Origin of the sequence: Rufibacter sp. LB8, assembly GCF_014876185.1 — a bacterium.
Taxonomy (GTDB): Bacteria; Bacteroidota; Bacteroidia; order Cytophagales; family Hymenobacteraceae; genus Nibribacter.
On record NZ_JADALJ010000001.1, the window covers coordinates 1,082,289 to 1,097,306 of the forward strand.

Below are 15,018 nucleotides of genomic sequence, written 5' to 3' on the forward strand. Positions count from 1 at the left end.
TTTAATGTCTTATAGTTAATTCTCCAGGTTTTCTCTGGTCGAAATTATTTTTGGCTGTTAAAGTTAGTCCAGCTACTTCTGGGTCAAAGTCTGCTTTTTTCTTTAAGGTTATTAGTATTGTTCCTCCTGTTCCCAAGCTTCCATAAAGCGCCTGAGAGTATTTTGGCTGGACAACTGTAACACTTTCTACTTTGCTCACATTAAGTATCCCTTCGGCAAACTTGAGCACTTCCTTACCCTCTACGATGTCTATTTTATAGGAGAATTTGCCATTTACTATAAACAAAGGGGAATTCAGCTTTTTATTTTGGGTTATCCCTGCGGAGTGTATCAGGTCGCTCCTGGAGAACTTGACAGTATCGCTGAGAATCGTTGATTTGATGCTGTCGAGAAATACTTCAAGCTTTTGTTTTTCTATATCCCTGTATATGTCGCTTTTCTTCTGTCCGTAGGCAAAAAGCGATGTAAAGACGAACAGTATAGAGATATATTTCTTCATTTTATTTACTTATTGCCCCTAACGTCTGGGCTAAACGACGGCGAAGGCCGTCGGCCGAGATGACGTTTAGCTTTTGTTGGCGGACGTTGTTCTTTTGTTTTCCCCGCGTATTTTTTCTGCTTTTGACCTGATTTCAGAAAACAGCCCGAAAACAGCTTGCCGAGCGAAAATGAATCTTTTGCTGTCCGTCCGTTTATGGCTTCATTTCGGAAAACGAGGACGAAAACGCATTCCAAAAGTCGGATTGAACGCATTGAAGATAAATTCTCTGCAAGCATTTTGCGTCAATTCCTCTTCTGCAACATTTCTCGGTCAAAGTCGGGCGGCGTTCACCAGCTTTTTATATGCTAACTTAATTCTTCTGCTGGTATATTTCTTCAACTCTAGCTGATTCATTTTGTCGGGTTTGCTGATTTTTTTGCTGGCCGCCGCGAGAACTTATGTTTACAATGACCGCCAACGGACTCGTGTAAACAACGTGCGAGGCCGTCGGCCGTGGCATGATGTTTACACAATGTTACCAGTAGTTTTTTTACTGAGTTTGCCTTGGCTCAACATACTTTTTTAATTCTCTAAAATTCTGGTAATGTTCAAAGGCGTACATGTTAAAGTTTACATATGAGAATCCATTACTAATATTTTGAACCCCCAAGTAGAAGAATCCAGCTTGAATTCTATGTAATATATTTAACAGATTATAATCTAAAGTCGAAATATAAGGGAATGAGTATATCATCTGTATATTCTTCTTTACTAATTCCATTTCTTCATAAAAAAGGTCAACTTCTGATAATGCCCCAGTTGTATGGTGAACTAAATTCCCTTGAGTATTAATTTGTTGGTAAGAAAAGTTAATCGGTGAATTTTTTAATGTCGTTATACCTGTAAAGTCGCTAATGGACAAATTGTCAAAACTTATTTTGGCATTATAGGTCTTGTGTAAATATAGTTGACCAACTTTCATTTGAGTAATTATATCAACAAGGTAATTATGAATCAGTTTGCGCGTCTTTTTTTCACGCATATAGTTCGCAATCTGAAAGTTAATAACATAAAAGATATAGCCTGCAATTATACTTGTTGCTATGCTAAATATTATATTATTTGTTTTATCAATATTTTCATCACTCAGGTTTAACCAATTGAATGGGAATTGAAAGAAGTTTATTTGTAAAATTGTCAAGACGCAAACACAGCTAAGAGCAAGCAACCATCTATCTATACATTTTTGTGTCATTTTATTTTATTAAATTACTGGTAACGGCCTGGTGTAAAAAGTGTGCTAGGCCGTCGGCCGACGCATAATTTTTACACAATGTTAGCACAAGTTATTTTTCTGCTTTTATTCCATTTCTTAAATCAAGGAGGTCTTCTTTATCTATAATAGGCTTCCATTGCTTGTCCTTTTCATATCCATCTTCAGAAACTTCAGGTTTATAAAAGTCCACTTGCTCAACTGAATCTTGGTAGAAAACATAAAGCTGTCTTGCGTAAACCAGTTCAGCAATTCTATTATAGCCTTTTTCCTTCATTCTTTCCTCTGAAATTTCTTCAAAGCAATGTCCGCAAACAGGGTCATTTTTCTCAATTGCTTTATATCCACATACCTGGCATGTTTGAGGGTAAGCATTGGAATTTGTCGAGAAAGCTATGGAAAGTATAAAAATTATAATGACTAAGCCAGCAAAAACGCCTCTCACTTTGGTCTTTGCTTCTTTCGTGAAGTAATAGACAGCATATCCTAATAAGACCCCTACAAATCCAAAAAGGATGTCATAGAGAAACCCCATTTTTTCATCAGGTGCAAAAGCATCAGCGAATGCCTTTGCTGTAATCAATGGTATAACTAGAAAAATCCCCAGCCAAACCTGTTCTCTTTTATTCATGTTTCTAATTTGTGCTAACGTATTGGGCTAAACGACGGGCGAGGCCATCGGCCGAGGCTGACGTTTAGTTGTTGTTGGGCAAAGGCATTTTTTTACTTTATTCTTTACCCTTTTTTACATAATTGTAATCAAGTTGATAAGATAAATAACATTGTAAATCTGGAAGATAAGTACTAATGGAAGATGTATTACCAAACATCATAGTGGAAAAGAGCAAAATATGTGCATCATTATTTGTATTATTAGTAACAAATGATGCATGATTAGATTGTCCTTTTACATAGGGGTAAGAAAATACTCTGTCTTTCTCTCCAACTTGTAAAATATAGGTTATTAAACCATCATCAAGACTTAAAATTAAATTATGTTTTTGCCATGGCATTATATCTGATTCATACAAAGTATCAATCTCATTAGCTATATTTTTTAAATCAAAATCTAATTTTTTGCAAATAATAAAACTAAATATATTATCATACGGACAATTTATTGGGTCGAAGTCTCCATCTACAATCTTTCTAATTGTTGAAGGTTCTGTAATGTGTTCTCTAAGTTTTTTTGTTCTAGCTAATTTATTCAAAGCTACTTTCAACTGTACTTTTGATAAATTAGACTTTACTTCGCCTAAAGCAATAATCGTTTCTACAGGAAAAAACTTTTGCCTTTCAGAATCTTCAATCAGAGGAGTGCTATCTTTATCATAAATAATAATATCACATTGCGTACTGACTTCCTCATTACTGTTTATTACAAAACCATTGCCAATGCTTAGCTTTTGAGGCACAACAGATTTTAGAAATTCTTTGATTATAACTTCTCTATACATTCCATATTCACCAGGGTGCTTCAAGCTCTTGGTTTTCTCGTCCCAAAATACTGACGTTGCCACTTCATTAAAAGCGAGTTTTAAATAATTAATCTTTTCAAGAATTATAGCTTGTTGTATTTTATTACTCATATCTAAAAAACTCCATATTAATTATTTGCTTATGCCCAACGGACTAGTATAAACGGCGGCGGAGGCCGTCGACCGGAGCTGGCGTTTATACAGTGTTAGGTGTTAGTATTTTTTCAATTTTAGCCTTTTCCATTCCTTAAGAAGATAAGGTTTGATAAAAATTCAGGTTTATCAGGGAGTTGAATTGTTTCTGAAATTTCTTCTAATCCGTAATTTGGAAAATCGGCTATTACTTCACCAGCAGCATCAGAAAGTAGTTCAAAATCTTCCTGTGTCGCATTTTGGTCGAATGCACATTTCCAGATTATTTTTTCATTGTTCAACTCTATAGAAACAGACCTTAATGAATTAGGTACATTTCCCCATAATGCTCTGACTCCGCTAAGTATCAGTTTTACATCTATTTCGGTATTCATTATAATTTATATTACACCTAACGGACTCGTGCAAACGGCGGCTGAAGGCCGTCGGCCGAAGCTGGCGTTTGCACAATGTTATGGGCTGGGCTTTTTATTACATCAGAAGAGTTGCTTCACCTTATCTGTTAATTCAAGTTTGGTATTAGCTCCTCCTTTTCCAAATAACTTTTGCCAAAATGTTCTAGGTTTCTCTTCTTCAGTTTTTACAACCACGAATAATTCCTGCTTTTCTAGGCTTTTTGGATAGATTATACTTGTCGCCCAGCTTGTCGAGGCAAACAGATTTGGAGCTATTTCACTGTCGAGTTTCTTTCCAATGTCAGTCCAAAAATTGTTATGGTCAACCGCAAGTGCGGGAACTTGCCACCATTGGTCAACAGAGTCGGCAAATACGAAGAACCAATCATCGGCCATTGGGCCCGCGGAAGTCGTGTATTCTCCAATGAATTTGATTTTGTCAATTTCAAGTGACCATTTATTTTCTGGGTCAATTTCGTAGGATAATATATTATCGGTAATCGCGAGTTTGTTCACTTCTTTATTTTTTTAATACTTTGCCTTGCCCATAACGGTCTCGTGTAAAAAGTGTGCTAGGCCGTCGGCCGACGCATAATTTTTACACAATGTTGGCAAACGTTTTTTTTTTATTAAATGCGTGTTTTTAGCCTAATTTTCTAAAAACAGGCCAAAAACAAGAATGATTATTCAGCGTATTTAACTGTGTCGGTTTTATAAGTTATCCGACTGGCGGCAATGTAAACATCATTTTTGTAATCTTCCGTCCGAATGATAAACAGTTGATAACCCTGCTCAATTTCATACTTTTTGTTCAATTCTATTTGAGTATTACCTGTCGGAATTTCGATTACAGTGTTTTTAGTGTCGGTATGCCAGCCTTCGAAATAGGCTTTTACAAAAAACACGTCGTCGAATACAATTTCTAATGTATGAGAAATTGAAAGGTCGGTGCTTCCGCCAATTATTAAGCTATTACCGTCATAGCTCAGCACATGGAAGTCGAACCAAAGATTCTGTCGGATTATATGGTCTATTTCTAAGACAGCATTTTGGTTCTGTTCTTTCATTCTTTAAATGATTGCCAACGGACTGGTGTAAACAACGCCGAAGGCCGTCGGCCGAGGTGAGGTTTACACGTTGTTAGGTCTAGTTTTTTTTCTACAAAGACTGCTCGTCTTTTTTCTAGTTTTTGCCTGATTTCCAGAAAAGAGCCGCTAATCAGCTTTCCTGGCGCGATCCGCATTTTCTGGTTTTGGCCTCATTTTGGGAAACGAGGCCTAAAACGCATTTATAAAGTCGGGCTGCGCGCATTGAAGATAAATTCTTTTGCGCAAACGCAGCGTCAATTCCTCTTTGTCACTTTCACTGGTCAAAATCGGGCGGCGTTCCCCAACTTTTGCTAAGCTAACTTTCTACTTTAGCTGATTCAAATTTTTCCTCTTCTGCGACTCTTTCTGATTCTTTTTTCTGCAAAGCGAGAACGGTTCTTCATGTTTAAAATTAGACCTAACGGACTCGTGTAAAAAGTGTGCTAGGCCGTCGGCCGACGCATAATTTTTACACAATGTTGGCTTACGTTATTTTTTCTCTTGTATTGACATTGAGTTTAGGCAATTATACAAGACATTTTTAAGTGTCAATTTGTAAAGCTCTTCCATTCTTTCGTTAGTAGCATCGGCTGATTGAACAAAAAGCTCACCACTTGTATCGCATCCTTTAATTAACTGGCCAGTCTCTTTTTTGATAAAGCTAACTTTCAGCTGTGCAAAGCTTTTTTCCTTTTCACTACTCCAAGTAGATGAAAACTCCTTGTAACTTTCACTAATGTCAATTATCGCTTTTACAGATTCCCCGGAAGCGGTTGTGTTTTCTCTAATCACTTTTTCCAGAACTTCTTTATGGCTAACTGTTAAAGCTGGTATATGCTTTATTAAGGAATTAGGCTTTGATAAAACAGGTAATTTAATGTCCTCTGTCTTCTGGTCACTTCTGCTATCTATAATCTCAACTTCCTGTATATTGTACTGAAGTCCCAGGCGAGGTAATTCAGCTTGTTTTATCTGTGATACATAATTACTTGCAGCACAGCTTGACATTAAAGATGTCGTGAAAAATATAAAGTACCTTAATAATCTATTGTTCATTTTTATAGTTTTAATGAAAGCCAATGGACTAGTATAAACGACGGCGAGGCCGTCGGCCGATGCTGGCGTTTATGCAGTGTTAGCAGTTGTTATTCTTTATTTTTTATTCGCAACTTATACTTACCTGTCTCAAGATAATGCTTCCATAATTGCATATTTGAGGGAGTTAGTGGAAAGTTAATCTCTGGACTATCCCAGTCGTAGATTATTGTTTCTATTATTTCGCCTTCCTCTGTATTAGTATCCCAAATAAAGTATTCAGAGAAGACCAGAGCCAGGGCAATCGAGTTAATGTCTTCAAGTGTTAGATTCCCATTCAAGACTTCATTGCACAATCTAAGCAGGTGTTCTTTTCTTACCTGATATGTCGTGCCATCCTTGATTTGCTCTACTTGCACCGATGTGGTGTCATAGGTAGCTCTTTTTTGAGTGTTCTTGACATTTTCAGCTAAGGTTTCTACTGGAACCCTGTTTTCTAAGTAGTCCCTTAAAACTGTTTCTTTCATATTTCTAATTACTGCTAACGGCCTGGTATAAACGACGCCGATGGCCGTCGGCCGAGGTGAAGTTTATGCGTTGTTAGTTCTAGTTTTTCTACCCGCGTTCTAGTTTCCGCTCAGCTCCAAGCCTTTGCCCGCCCTTGGACGCCGCTTCTGCTGTTTCTTCTGCCGAGTTAGCGCAGCGGTAAAATATTGTAAATTAGAACTAACGGTTAGTATAAACGACGCGCAAGGCCGTCGGCCGAAGGGTGACGTTTATACATTGTTAGGCGGCGACTTTTTATTTTACACATTCACCAAGTCCATCTTTCCAACTGTAATACAGGCCCTGGTTACAAATACTTTTAATATTCGCATGGCTTATCCACGGGTAAAAGGCAGTTAATTCCCTTTCAAAGTCCGCCTTCAAATCCTTTTCTTTTATTGTTTCTCCCTTGTCGGTCAATTTTCCTAAAGTGGTTCTTATTATTTCAAATCCAGTCGATAGAACTTCTTTGCTCTTTCTATTTAATTCATCTAATTCTATTGCGGTCAAGGAAGGCAGCTTTTTTGTTAGCCTAGCTTGAATCGGTTGGTTCCAATTCTGTTCCCATTCAAGCGCTAATTCAACTGATAGATTTAGAATCTCTTCTTGATTCAAAACTTTCTTTTTTAGAAACTTATTAAAAAGCTGATTCATTTTTCTATAGTTGCCGCCTAACGGTTCCGGCTAAGCGACGGCCGGGAGCCTTGCCTGATTATCCTTTAACTTACCATTATCGGCCCAAGAAAGCAACTGCGCCCGCCGCCTGATGAAAACCCGGCTGGCGTTTAGCCATTGTTACCCGCTGTTGTTTTCTTTGCGTCTGCCGCTTCTGCCGCTTTTGCCCCTTTCCCTTTTTTGCCTCGATTTCCCGAATCCGGCCATTAATCGCTGGCCAATGGGCCGTTTGAAGCCGTGCGCATTTTTACCGGTATCTCTTCTGCAACATAAGCCACGCATGGCCTGTATGCAGCTTGCCTTCCCGAAAACGGTCAAAAAACGGTGGCCAAGGGCCGGTGTGAGCCGCAGACATTTCAAATCGGCCTTCTTCTGCTCCGTCTGCCGGTGAAAGTCGGGCGGCGATTTCTCTCTTTTGCTAAGCTAATTAAATTCTTTTGCTGCTTTTGCAGATGTTTTTTTTGACTTCTGCTGCTCTGCGATTAACATTTCCTACTAGGGCAGCCGAGGTTTTTATATTCACAATTGCGGGTAACGGCTAGGCTAAACGGCGGCGGAGGCCGTCGGCCGAGGCTGGCGTTTAGCTGTTGTTCTCAGTAGTTCTTTTTCTTTTTTACTGATGGTTTAGAATAGAGAATTGTTCTATGTCAGAATAGTTGTCAATCGAGGCGATTTTATTTTCTAATGCTGAATAACTTCCGTTATCAACTTTTTCTGAAATAGAGTTTATTCTCTCAGTAATTTCTGAAAATCGATTAGTTTGTACTTTCTCCAAGAGTTCACATTTATTCCAATCGTTTCCTCTATAAAGGTAAAGGCAGAAGCATCCGTCTTCCTCTTCTCCATACCAACCCAAGTCCATATGGTAATCTGATTTTGAAATTGAAAGCAAATCCTCTTGTATGTATAGATTAGAAAATAGAAAGTCGGGGTCAATAGATTTGTCCAATGGGTCTATTTCATAGAATTCATCTCTATTGATTGTCCAACCTTCGGATAGCTTTAACAATTTATTTTTCATTCTATGAATTACTGAGAACGTACTTGTGTAAACGACGGCGAGGCCGTCGGCCGCTGCTGGCGTTTACACGTTGTTGGCAGGAGTTGTTTTTTCTATCTCCTGTTAGTTCTTCTTATTAAATTCTGTTTTTAGCCTCTTTTCCAGAAAACAGGTCAAAAACGGAAATTTCATCTTTCCAAAAATATTGTTAGCTGTCGGTAAAAGTAGTTTCTGTCCGCTGCCTAATTCCCTTTATAAATTTGTAGAAGAGGTAGCATATCCCAATGATGTTTACTGCGTGCCAAAAGTAAAGTCCGACCACTACTGCTTTGTCGAAGTCGGTCATACTTTCCAAACTCCAATACTCGCCTTTGCTCTCGTCATAGTTGTCGTCGTAGCTCATCATCATGGTTCCTAAGAACATATATACAGCCAAATCGAAGAGAATTATCCCTAGCCGTAACAGAAAGCCCTTGAATGAATATAGTTTAATTTTCACTTAAAATTCATGATTACAATTGCTGCCAACGTACTAAGCTAAACGACGGGCGAGGCCGTCGGCCGAAGACTGACGTTTAGGTGTTGTTAGGCGTTAGTAATTTTACTTTAATGCTAATTGCTTCACCCACACATTCTCTTTATTGTTGAAGTAATCAATTATTCTACTTTCAACATGTTCTGCTGCCCAAACTGCGGCACATTCCAATCCCATGCATTCCTCTTTTGTCGATGGTGTTATTTCGCCTGTATTTGGGTTATAAATGTCAATCGAAGTAGCATCATGAGAATCTTGAATAAATTTTAAGGGTAATACTTCAAATCTTCCATCTAACTGCACTTTCCCTACTTTTTTCCATCGTCCAGAAGTGATTGCTTCATTATAAACAGCAACAATAAAGAGCACTTCTTTATTTAGAATATCAGGAATTTCAAGATTTTCATTAGTCTTTACTTTAAAAACACCAACCGAAGCATCTTCGAGAACTATGCCGTAGCAATGTGTGCCGTCGTCCAATGGTATTTCAACAACTGCTCCAATTGTTCGTCTTTGTTTTTTCATTGTTCTTATTACGCCTAACTACAGTATAAACACACCAGGTATACTTATCAGCACTATACCTGTAGGCAGAAAGGTTGTTTTTTGGATGACCTTCATTCTTTGAGGGACGGTGAGACCACGGTATATTTAGAATTAAAAGTAACACATTATCACAAACAATCAAGCGGACTCACAATCTTGTCTAGGGCGTGACTTGTCACGTGGGTGTAAATTTCTGTGGTTTTGCTATTCTTATGGCCAAGAAGTGTTTGAATATACCTTAAATCAGTGCCTTGTTCTAGCAAATGTGTCGCAAAAGAGTGTCTAAGGGTGTGAGGCGTGACTTTTGTCTGAACTCCAGCTCTCAGAACAGCCTCGTTAAAAACCTTCCGCACACTCTGCACCGTATACTGCCCACCAAATTGACCTTCAAACAGCCACTCCTTCGGTTTGTATTCCCTATAATAGAGCCGCAAACTCTCCAGTAATTTCTGAGACAATAGTGTAGTTCGGTCCTTCTTGCCTTTGCCACCCCTAATGAAGAGTAAGTTGCGGGCCGATTGTACATCCGTGATTTTCAAATTGATCACCTCCCCAATCCGAAGCCCACCTGCGTACAGCAGTTGCAGCAAGCATCTGTGTTTCTGATTATATGTGGCAGCCATTATTCTGGCAACGTCCTGCTTGCTCAGCACCGTGGGTAATCTTTCTGGTTTTTCAGGTCGCTCAACATTGGCTAGGTGCACATCGGCGCGGCCCAAACTCCGCTGGTAATAAAATTTTATAGCATTAATGCTTTGGTTGACAAAAGAATAAGAATACGTGCCTGCCTGCACCATTTGCCTATGGTACTCGTTAATCTCCATTTCCTTGAACTGCTGGATCTTGGGTAACCCAACGTGTTTATGCCAATTCAAAAACCGCAGAAGCAGGCTATGGTAAGTTCTAATAGTGTTTTGGCTGTAATTCAATAAAAACAATTTTTCCAGGAAGGCTAGTGGGCAAGAGATGAAGTCTTCTGGTTTGCAGAAAGTTTGCTCCCAGAGCTGCCGTAACAAGGCCACATCTTTCACTGCAAGTTCCTGGCTGAGCCAAAGCCATGCTTTTCCAGTTAGTTGCGCCTGCAGTTTCTTAAGCACCTCACCAGTGGCGGCCACCACAAATACCCGCTTTTCTTTGTGCCAATGCACAACTGGGCTCTTCTTCAAAATAGTAAATATCTCTTCAGAATACTTAAAGCTTAATGCCACCTTTGTGCTCCCGTCCTCCAATAAAAAGGGCTGTAATTTAACTACGGGCAAATCAGGTACTTTTGGCAATGGGTCCATACCTGTCACTTCTGCCAGCAAAACGGTTGGTTTACCTGGCGTTAATCTTGGTGCCTTTTTCAAATAGACCGTAGTCACCGTGGCCACACCATGGCAATGTGCAAAGGTCCGTTCCAAGCACTCCGGGGAATGATGCATCACAAAGGCTTTATAGGTTTTACTGAATTGAATCCAGCTGGCCTGGCGCAAATGGTTCGTCAACAATGGGTTAGCCGCATACCACAACTTAATGAAAGTTCTACCCTGGTGGACTAACTGATTGAGATAAAGGATGGGCAACGTAGTAGCCATGGAGTAGCATTGTAATTTTACAGGGGTAAAAATAAAACCTTTGTAAAGGTCAGCCGTGTTATTACCCGTGTATATCCGGATATACACGGGTAATAACACGGATATGGAACAAAAGGAAACAAGAAAGTGCCCTCAATGTCTCACCCCTGTGCAAGGAAGATCAGATAAAGTTTTCTGTGGGGAACAGTGTCGGTCTTTGGCGAACAATAAAAAGAAGCAACAAGATCTTGGCGAAAGGCTCATTCACCAAACCAATGCTATTTTGCGCAAAAACAGAAGCGTCCTCAAACACGCGTCGCCCAGAGGCAAGACCACGGTAAGCCTTTCACTGCTACAAAGCGCCGGATTTGATTTTAGATACCATACCCACCAATACCAGGCACAAAACGGCCGGTTATATAATTTCTGCTATGACTACGGGTACATAGTCCTTCCTCAAAACAAGGTGCTAATCGTCAATTGGCAAAATTACATGCGGGCTGTGGAGCAAGAACCTTCTCCAGAGTTCAAGTAGTTTTCACCTCCCGTATTCTTGATTTACTAGAGTTTTTGTCAACTGGTCATTTGACTTATCACTTCTAATTCAACCTTCAGAGCTTGTTTAAATTTTGATTTTGCAGCGCAAAAGGCAAATTTAAACATGCTCTCATATTGTTTCTTGGTTAATGACCCGGTTTGAATTTTATTTTCATGCCCACCCGGCACCAAAGCTTTATCTCCAAGAGAATTTAATGATTTAGCAAATACCCAAGCCCACAGCCAGTTTTCTTGGTACCGGATCGCATTGGAAAATGAAGCTCAGGGAATTAAAAGACAGAAGTAAGTCACCTGAATACAGATAGTCTCACATAAGTTAAAATAAATTCCCGTTTTAGAGCTCATTTCCAGAATCAAGCCCAAAAACAGGAAAGAGCACTTTAAAATTTTACCCACAAAAAAAGCCCGGCAAAACCGGGCTTTTCAAATCTATTTACAGGAAAGCTTATTTCACTTTCGCAACAATTCCAGTAAAGGCTTCTGGGTGGTTTAAGGCCAGGTCAGCCAAAACCTTGCGGTTCAGGTTGATGTTGGCTTTCTTCAGACCGCCCATCAATTGGGAGTAAGACAGGCCGTTGATGCGGGCAGCAGCGTTGATACGCTGGATCCACAGGGCACGGAAATCTCTTTTCTTCACCTTTCTATCGCGGTAAGCGTAAAGCATACCTTTTTCTACCGCGTTTTTGGCTACTGTCCAAACGTTTTTTCTACGGCCAAAGTACCCTTTGGCCAATTTCATTATTCTTTTTCTCTTGTGGCGCGCAGCCACGGTATTGACCGATCTAGGCATTTCTGATTTTTTTTGGGGCTGGTGATCTCGGTGTAATTCTTAGTTACCAGTTCCCGATGAAACAATTTGAAAAAAATTGATTGGGTTAGGCCACCAACATGCGTTTCACGTTCGCTTGGTCAGCTTCGCTAACTAAACCAATGTGAGTCAGATTTCTCTTCTGCTTGGTGGTTTTCTTGGTCAGGATGTGGCTTTTGTAGGCGTGCTTACGCTTTACTTTGCCAGTGCCTGTCAGGGTGAATCGCTTCTTAGCCCCTGATTTGCTTTTCATTTTAGGCATGTGGGTTATATAAATAGTGAACGGTTATTTCTTCACTTTAGGAGACAGGAACAAGAACATCCGTTTCCCCTCCAACTTGGGCAACTGCTCCACCTTGGCCACTTCTTCAAGGGCTTGGGCAAACTTGAGCAAGAGCAACTCGCCGCGTTCTTTGAAGACAATGGTACGGCCCACAAAGTGCACGTACGCTTTCACCTTGGCGCCTTCATTCAAGAACTGACGGGCGTGCTTGAGTTTAAACTCAAAGTCATGCTCATCTGTGTTAGGGCCAAACCGAATCTCTTTCATAACCACCTTGGTGGTTTTGGCTTTCATCTCCCGTTGCTTCTTCTTCTGTTCGTACTTGAACTTAGAATAGTCAATAATGCGGCAAACTGGCGGGTCTGCCTTGGGGGAAATTTCCACCAGGTCAAGATTCTGCTCCTGCGCTAAACGGCGGGCCTGGTCAATACTGTAGACACCCGGTTCCACGTTTTCGCCAACCACACGCACTTCCCGTAAACCGGTGATGCGCTGGTTGATTCTGTGGGCTTCTTCAACTTTGCCACGTGGCACGTAGCGTTTGTTATTCGTAGAAATAGTTGTACCTCCTCAATATAGGTTTCACAATCAGGGTGCGAAGATCGCGTTTTTCCCTGTACAATAAAAATAATTTTCTAAAATTTTTAACTGAGCATCTCTGCCAGCACCGCCCTGAAGTTCTCCACAAAGGCATCTACCCGCATATTACCCATGTCGCCCAGCCCGTGTTTGCGCACTGAGATAATCTGGTTTTCCTGTTCTTTCTCCCCTACAATGATCATGTACGGTACTTTGCTCACTTCGGCATCACGTATTTTACGGCCAATCTTTTCATCACGGCTGTCTAAATAGCCGCGTATGTCCTGGTCTGCTAATTGCGACATTACCTGTTGGGCATAGTCATGGTATTTCTCAGAGATAGGCAACACGGCCACCTGCTCTGGGCTCAACCACAACGGGAAGTTACCGGCGCAATGCTCAATCAAAACCGCCACAAACCGCTCCAGTGACCCGAACGGTGCCCGGTGAATCATAACCGGCCGGTGCTTTTCATTGTCTGAGCCAATATACTCTAACTCAAATCGCTCAGGTAAGTTGTAATCTACTTGAATTGTTCCCAACTGCCACTTGCGCCCTAAGGCGTCACGCACCATGAAATCCAGCTTAGGGCCGTAGAATGCCGCTTCGCCAAGTTCAGTTACCGTTGGCAAACCTTTTTCTTCGGCGGCTTCAATAATGGCGCGCTCGGCTTTCTCCCAAAGGTCATCGGCGCCAATGTATTTGGCTTTGTTTTCTGGGTCACGCAACGAAATCTGGGCGGTGTAGTTCTCAAACCCGAGGGCTCTGAACACATACAGCACCAGGTCAATCACTTTCGTGAATTCCTCTTTCACCTGGTCTGGGCGGCAGAAAATGTGGGCGTCATCTTGGGTAAAGCCGCGCACGCGGGTCAAGCCGTGCAATTCGCCGCTTTGCTCATATCTATACACCGTCCCGAATTCTGCTAACCGCACCGGTAATTCTTTGTAGGAACGCGGGCGGGTTTTGTAGATTTCGCAGTGGTGCGGGCAGTTCATGGGCTTCAAGAAGAACTCCTCGTTTTCATTAGGCGTCTTGATAGGCTGAAAACTGTCTGCCCCGTATTTCTCATAGTGACCAGACGTCACATATAATTCTTTGGATCCAATGTGCGGGGTCACCACCGGTTGGTAGCCAGCTTTCTGCTGGGCTTTGCGCATGAACTGCTCCAGACGCTCGCGGAGCATGGTGCCTTTGGGCAACCACAACGGCAAGCCCATGCCCACTTTCTCTGAGAACGCGAACAGCTCCATCTCCTTGCCCAGCTTGCGGTGGTCACGGCGTTTGGCTTCTTCCAGGCGCTCCAGGTATTCGGTTAAGTCTTTTTGCTTGGGGAACGTGATGGCGTACACACGGGTAAGCTGTTTGCTCTTCTCGTCGCCGCGCCAGTAGGCACCGGCCACGTTCATGATCTTGGCCGCCTTGATAAACCCGGTGTTGGGAATATGTGGCCCGCGGCAAAGGTCTGTAAAATTGCCTTGGGTGTAGAAGGTAATAGAACCGTCTTCCAGGCGCTCCAGTAAGTCTAGTTTATAAGGATCTTGTTTCTCCGTGAAATACGCAATGGCATCTGCTTTGCTTACTGCCTTGCGCACGTATTCGCTTTTCTGGCGGGCCAGGTCCAGCATTTTCTGCTCAATGGCCGGGAAGTCATCGCTGGACAAGGTTTTCTCTTCGCCCAGGTCAATGTCATAATAAAAGCCGTTCTCAATGGCCGGGCCAATGCCCAGTTTCACGCCGGGGTACAAGACCTCCAGGGCCTCCGCCATTAAGTGCGCCGAGGAGTGCCAGTAGGTAGCCTTGCCTTCGTCATCATTCCAGGTGAGGAGTTGGACATGGGCATCTTGTTCAATAGGGCGCGTAAGGTCCCACACCTGCCCGTTTACTTTGGCGGCTAATACGTTGCGGGCAAGCCCTTCACTAATGGAGGCGGCCACTTCAATTCCGGTGACGCCCTCCTGGTATTCACGGACGGAGCCGTCCGGCAAAGTGATGTTAATCATATAGCAATCAAATAAGCTTCATTTTA

Annotated in this window: 17 protein-coding genes; all 17 read right to left on the reverse strand. The window is 41.6% G+C overall.

The features are described from left to right. Position 1: 1 nt before the first annotated feature. The 17 genes from IMY23_RS04650 to thrS all read right to left on the reverse strand — a co-directional run bounded on the left by IMY23_RS04650 (position 2) and on the right by thrS (position 14,992). Positions 2–499 carry a hypothetical protein gene (locus IMY23_RS04650; RefSeq protein ID WP_192820966.1) on the reverse strand — a complete coding sequence of 166 codons (498 nt, stop codon included), beginning with the start codon at positions 497–499 and terminating at the stop codon, positions 2–4. A gap of 532 nt (positions 500–1,031) precedes the next feature. Then, positions 1,032–1,736 carry a hypothetical protein gene (locus tag IMY23_RS04655; RefSeq protein WP_192820967.1) on the reverse strand — a complete coding sequence of 235 codons (705 nt, stop codon included), beginning with the start codon at positions 1,734–1,736 and terminating at the stop codon, positions 1,032–1,034. 91 nt (positions 1,737–1,827) lie between these two features. Further along, a complete protein-coding gene (locus IMY23_RS04660) occupies positions 1,828–2,385 on the reverse strand; it encodes a hypothetical protein (protein WP_192820968.1) in 558 nt (185 codons plus the stop codon). Between the two features lie 97 nt (positions 2,386–2,482). After that, on the reverse strand, positions 2,483–3,343 hold the full coding sequence (locus IMY23_RS04665; RefSeq protein ID WP_192820969.1) for a DUF6602 domain-containing protein: 861 nt from the start codon (positions 3,341–3,343) through the stop codon (positions 2,483–2,485). Between the two features lie 119 nt (positions 3,344–3,462). Then, positions 3,463–3,759, reverse strand: coding sequence for a hypothetical protein (locus tag IMY23_RS04670; protein ID WP_192820970.1), 297 nt, complete (start codon positions 3,757–3,759; stop codon positions 3,463–3,465). Positions 3,760–3,861: 102 nt separating this feature from the next. Beyond that, positions 3,862–4,296 (reverse strand): hypothetical protein, encoded by a 435-nt coding sequence (locus IMY23_RS04675; RefSeq protein WP_192820971.1) that lies wholly within the window; start codon positions 4,294–4,296, stop codon positions 3,862–3,864. Positions 4,297–4,463: 167 nt separating this feature from the next. Next, complete coding sequence (locus IMY23_RS04680) at positions 4,464–4,847, reverse strand: hypothetical protein (protein ID WP_192820972.1); 384 nt, start codon at positions 4,845–4,847, stop codon at positions 4,464–4,466. A gap of 510 nt (positions 4,848–5,357) precedes the next feature. Then, positions 5,358–5,924 (reverse strand): hypothetical protein, encoded by a 567-nt coding sequence (locus tag IMY23_RS04685; protein ID WP_192820973.1) that lies wholly within the window; start codon positions 5,922–5,924, stop codon positions 5,358–5,360. An 89-nt stretch (positions 5,925–6,013) separates the two neighbouring features. Then, positions 6,014–6,430 (reverse strand): hypothetical protein, encoded by a 417-nt coding sequence (locus tag IMY23_RS04690; protein WP_192820974.1) that lies wholly within the window; start codon positions 6,428–6,430, stop codon positions 6,014–6,016. Between the two features lie 274 nt (positions 6,431–6,704). Further along, positions 6,705–7,103: a hypothetical protein gene (locus tag IMY23_RS04695; protein WP_192820975.1), complete on the reverse strand. Its 399-nt coding sequence runs from the start codon at positions 7,101–7,103 to the stop codon at positions 6,705–6,707. Between the two features lie 634 nt (positions 7,104–7,737). Beyond that, the gene (locus IMY23_RS04700; protein WP_192820976.1) at positions 7,738–8,145 is read right to left on the reverse strand and encodes a hypothetical protein; all 408 of its coding nucleotides are present in this window, start codon (positions 8,143–8,145) and stop codon (positions 7,738–7,740) included. Between the two features lie 580 nt (positions 8,146–8,725). Next, positions 8,726–9,184 carry an immunity 26/phosphotriesterase HocA family protein gene (locus tag IMY23_RS04705; RefSeq protein WP_192820977.1) on the reverse strand — a complete coding sequence of 153 codons (459 nt, stop codon included), beginning with the start codon at positions 9,182–9,184 and terminating at the stop codon, positions 8,726–8,728. A 149-nt stretch (positions 9,185–9,333) separates the two neighbouring features. Next, complete coding sequence (locus tag IMY23_RS04710) at positions 9,334–10,782, reverse strand: tyrosine-type recombinase/integrase (RefSeq protein WP_192820978.1); 1,449 nt, start codon at positions 10,780–10,782, stop codon at positions 9,334–9,336. Between the two features lie 982 nt (positions 10,783–11,764). Then, positions 11,765–12,109: a 50S ribosomal protein L20 gene (rplT, locus tag IMY23_RS04715; protein WP_192820979.1), complete on the reverse strand. Its 345-nt coding sequence runs from the start codon at positions 12,107–12,109 to the stop codon at positions 11,765–11,767. A gap of 85 nt (positions 12,110–12,194) precedes the next feature. Next, entirely contained in the window at positions 12,195–12,389 is a 195-nt protein-coding gene (gene rpmI, locus IMY23_RS04720) for a 50S ribosomal protein L35 (protein ID WP_192820980.1), read from the reverse strand. A 24-nt stretch (positions 12,390–12,413) separates the two neighbouring features. After that, the gene (gene infC / locus IMY23_RS04725) at positions 12,414–12,944 is read right to left on the reverse strand and encodes a translation initiation factor IF-3 (RefSeq protein WP_370589832.1); all 531 of its coding nucleotides are present in this window, start codon (positions 12,942–12,944) and stop codon (positions 12,414–12,416) included. A gap of 110 nt (positions 12,945–13,054) precedes the next feature. Continuing rightward, on the reverse strand, positions 13,055–14,992 hold the full coding sequence (gene thrS, locus IMY23_RS04730) for a threonine--tRNA ligase (RefSeq protein ID WP_192820981.1): 1,938 nt from the start codon (positions 14,990–14,992) through the stop codon (positions 13,055–13,057). Positions 14,993–15,018: the final 26 nt, after the last annotated feature.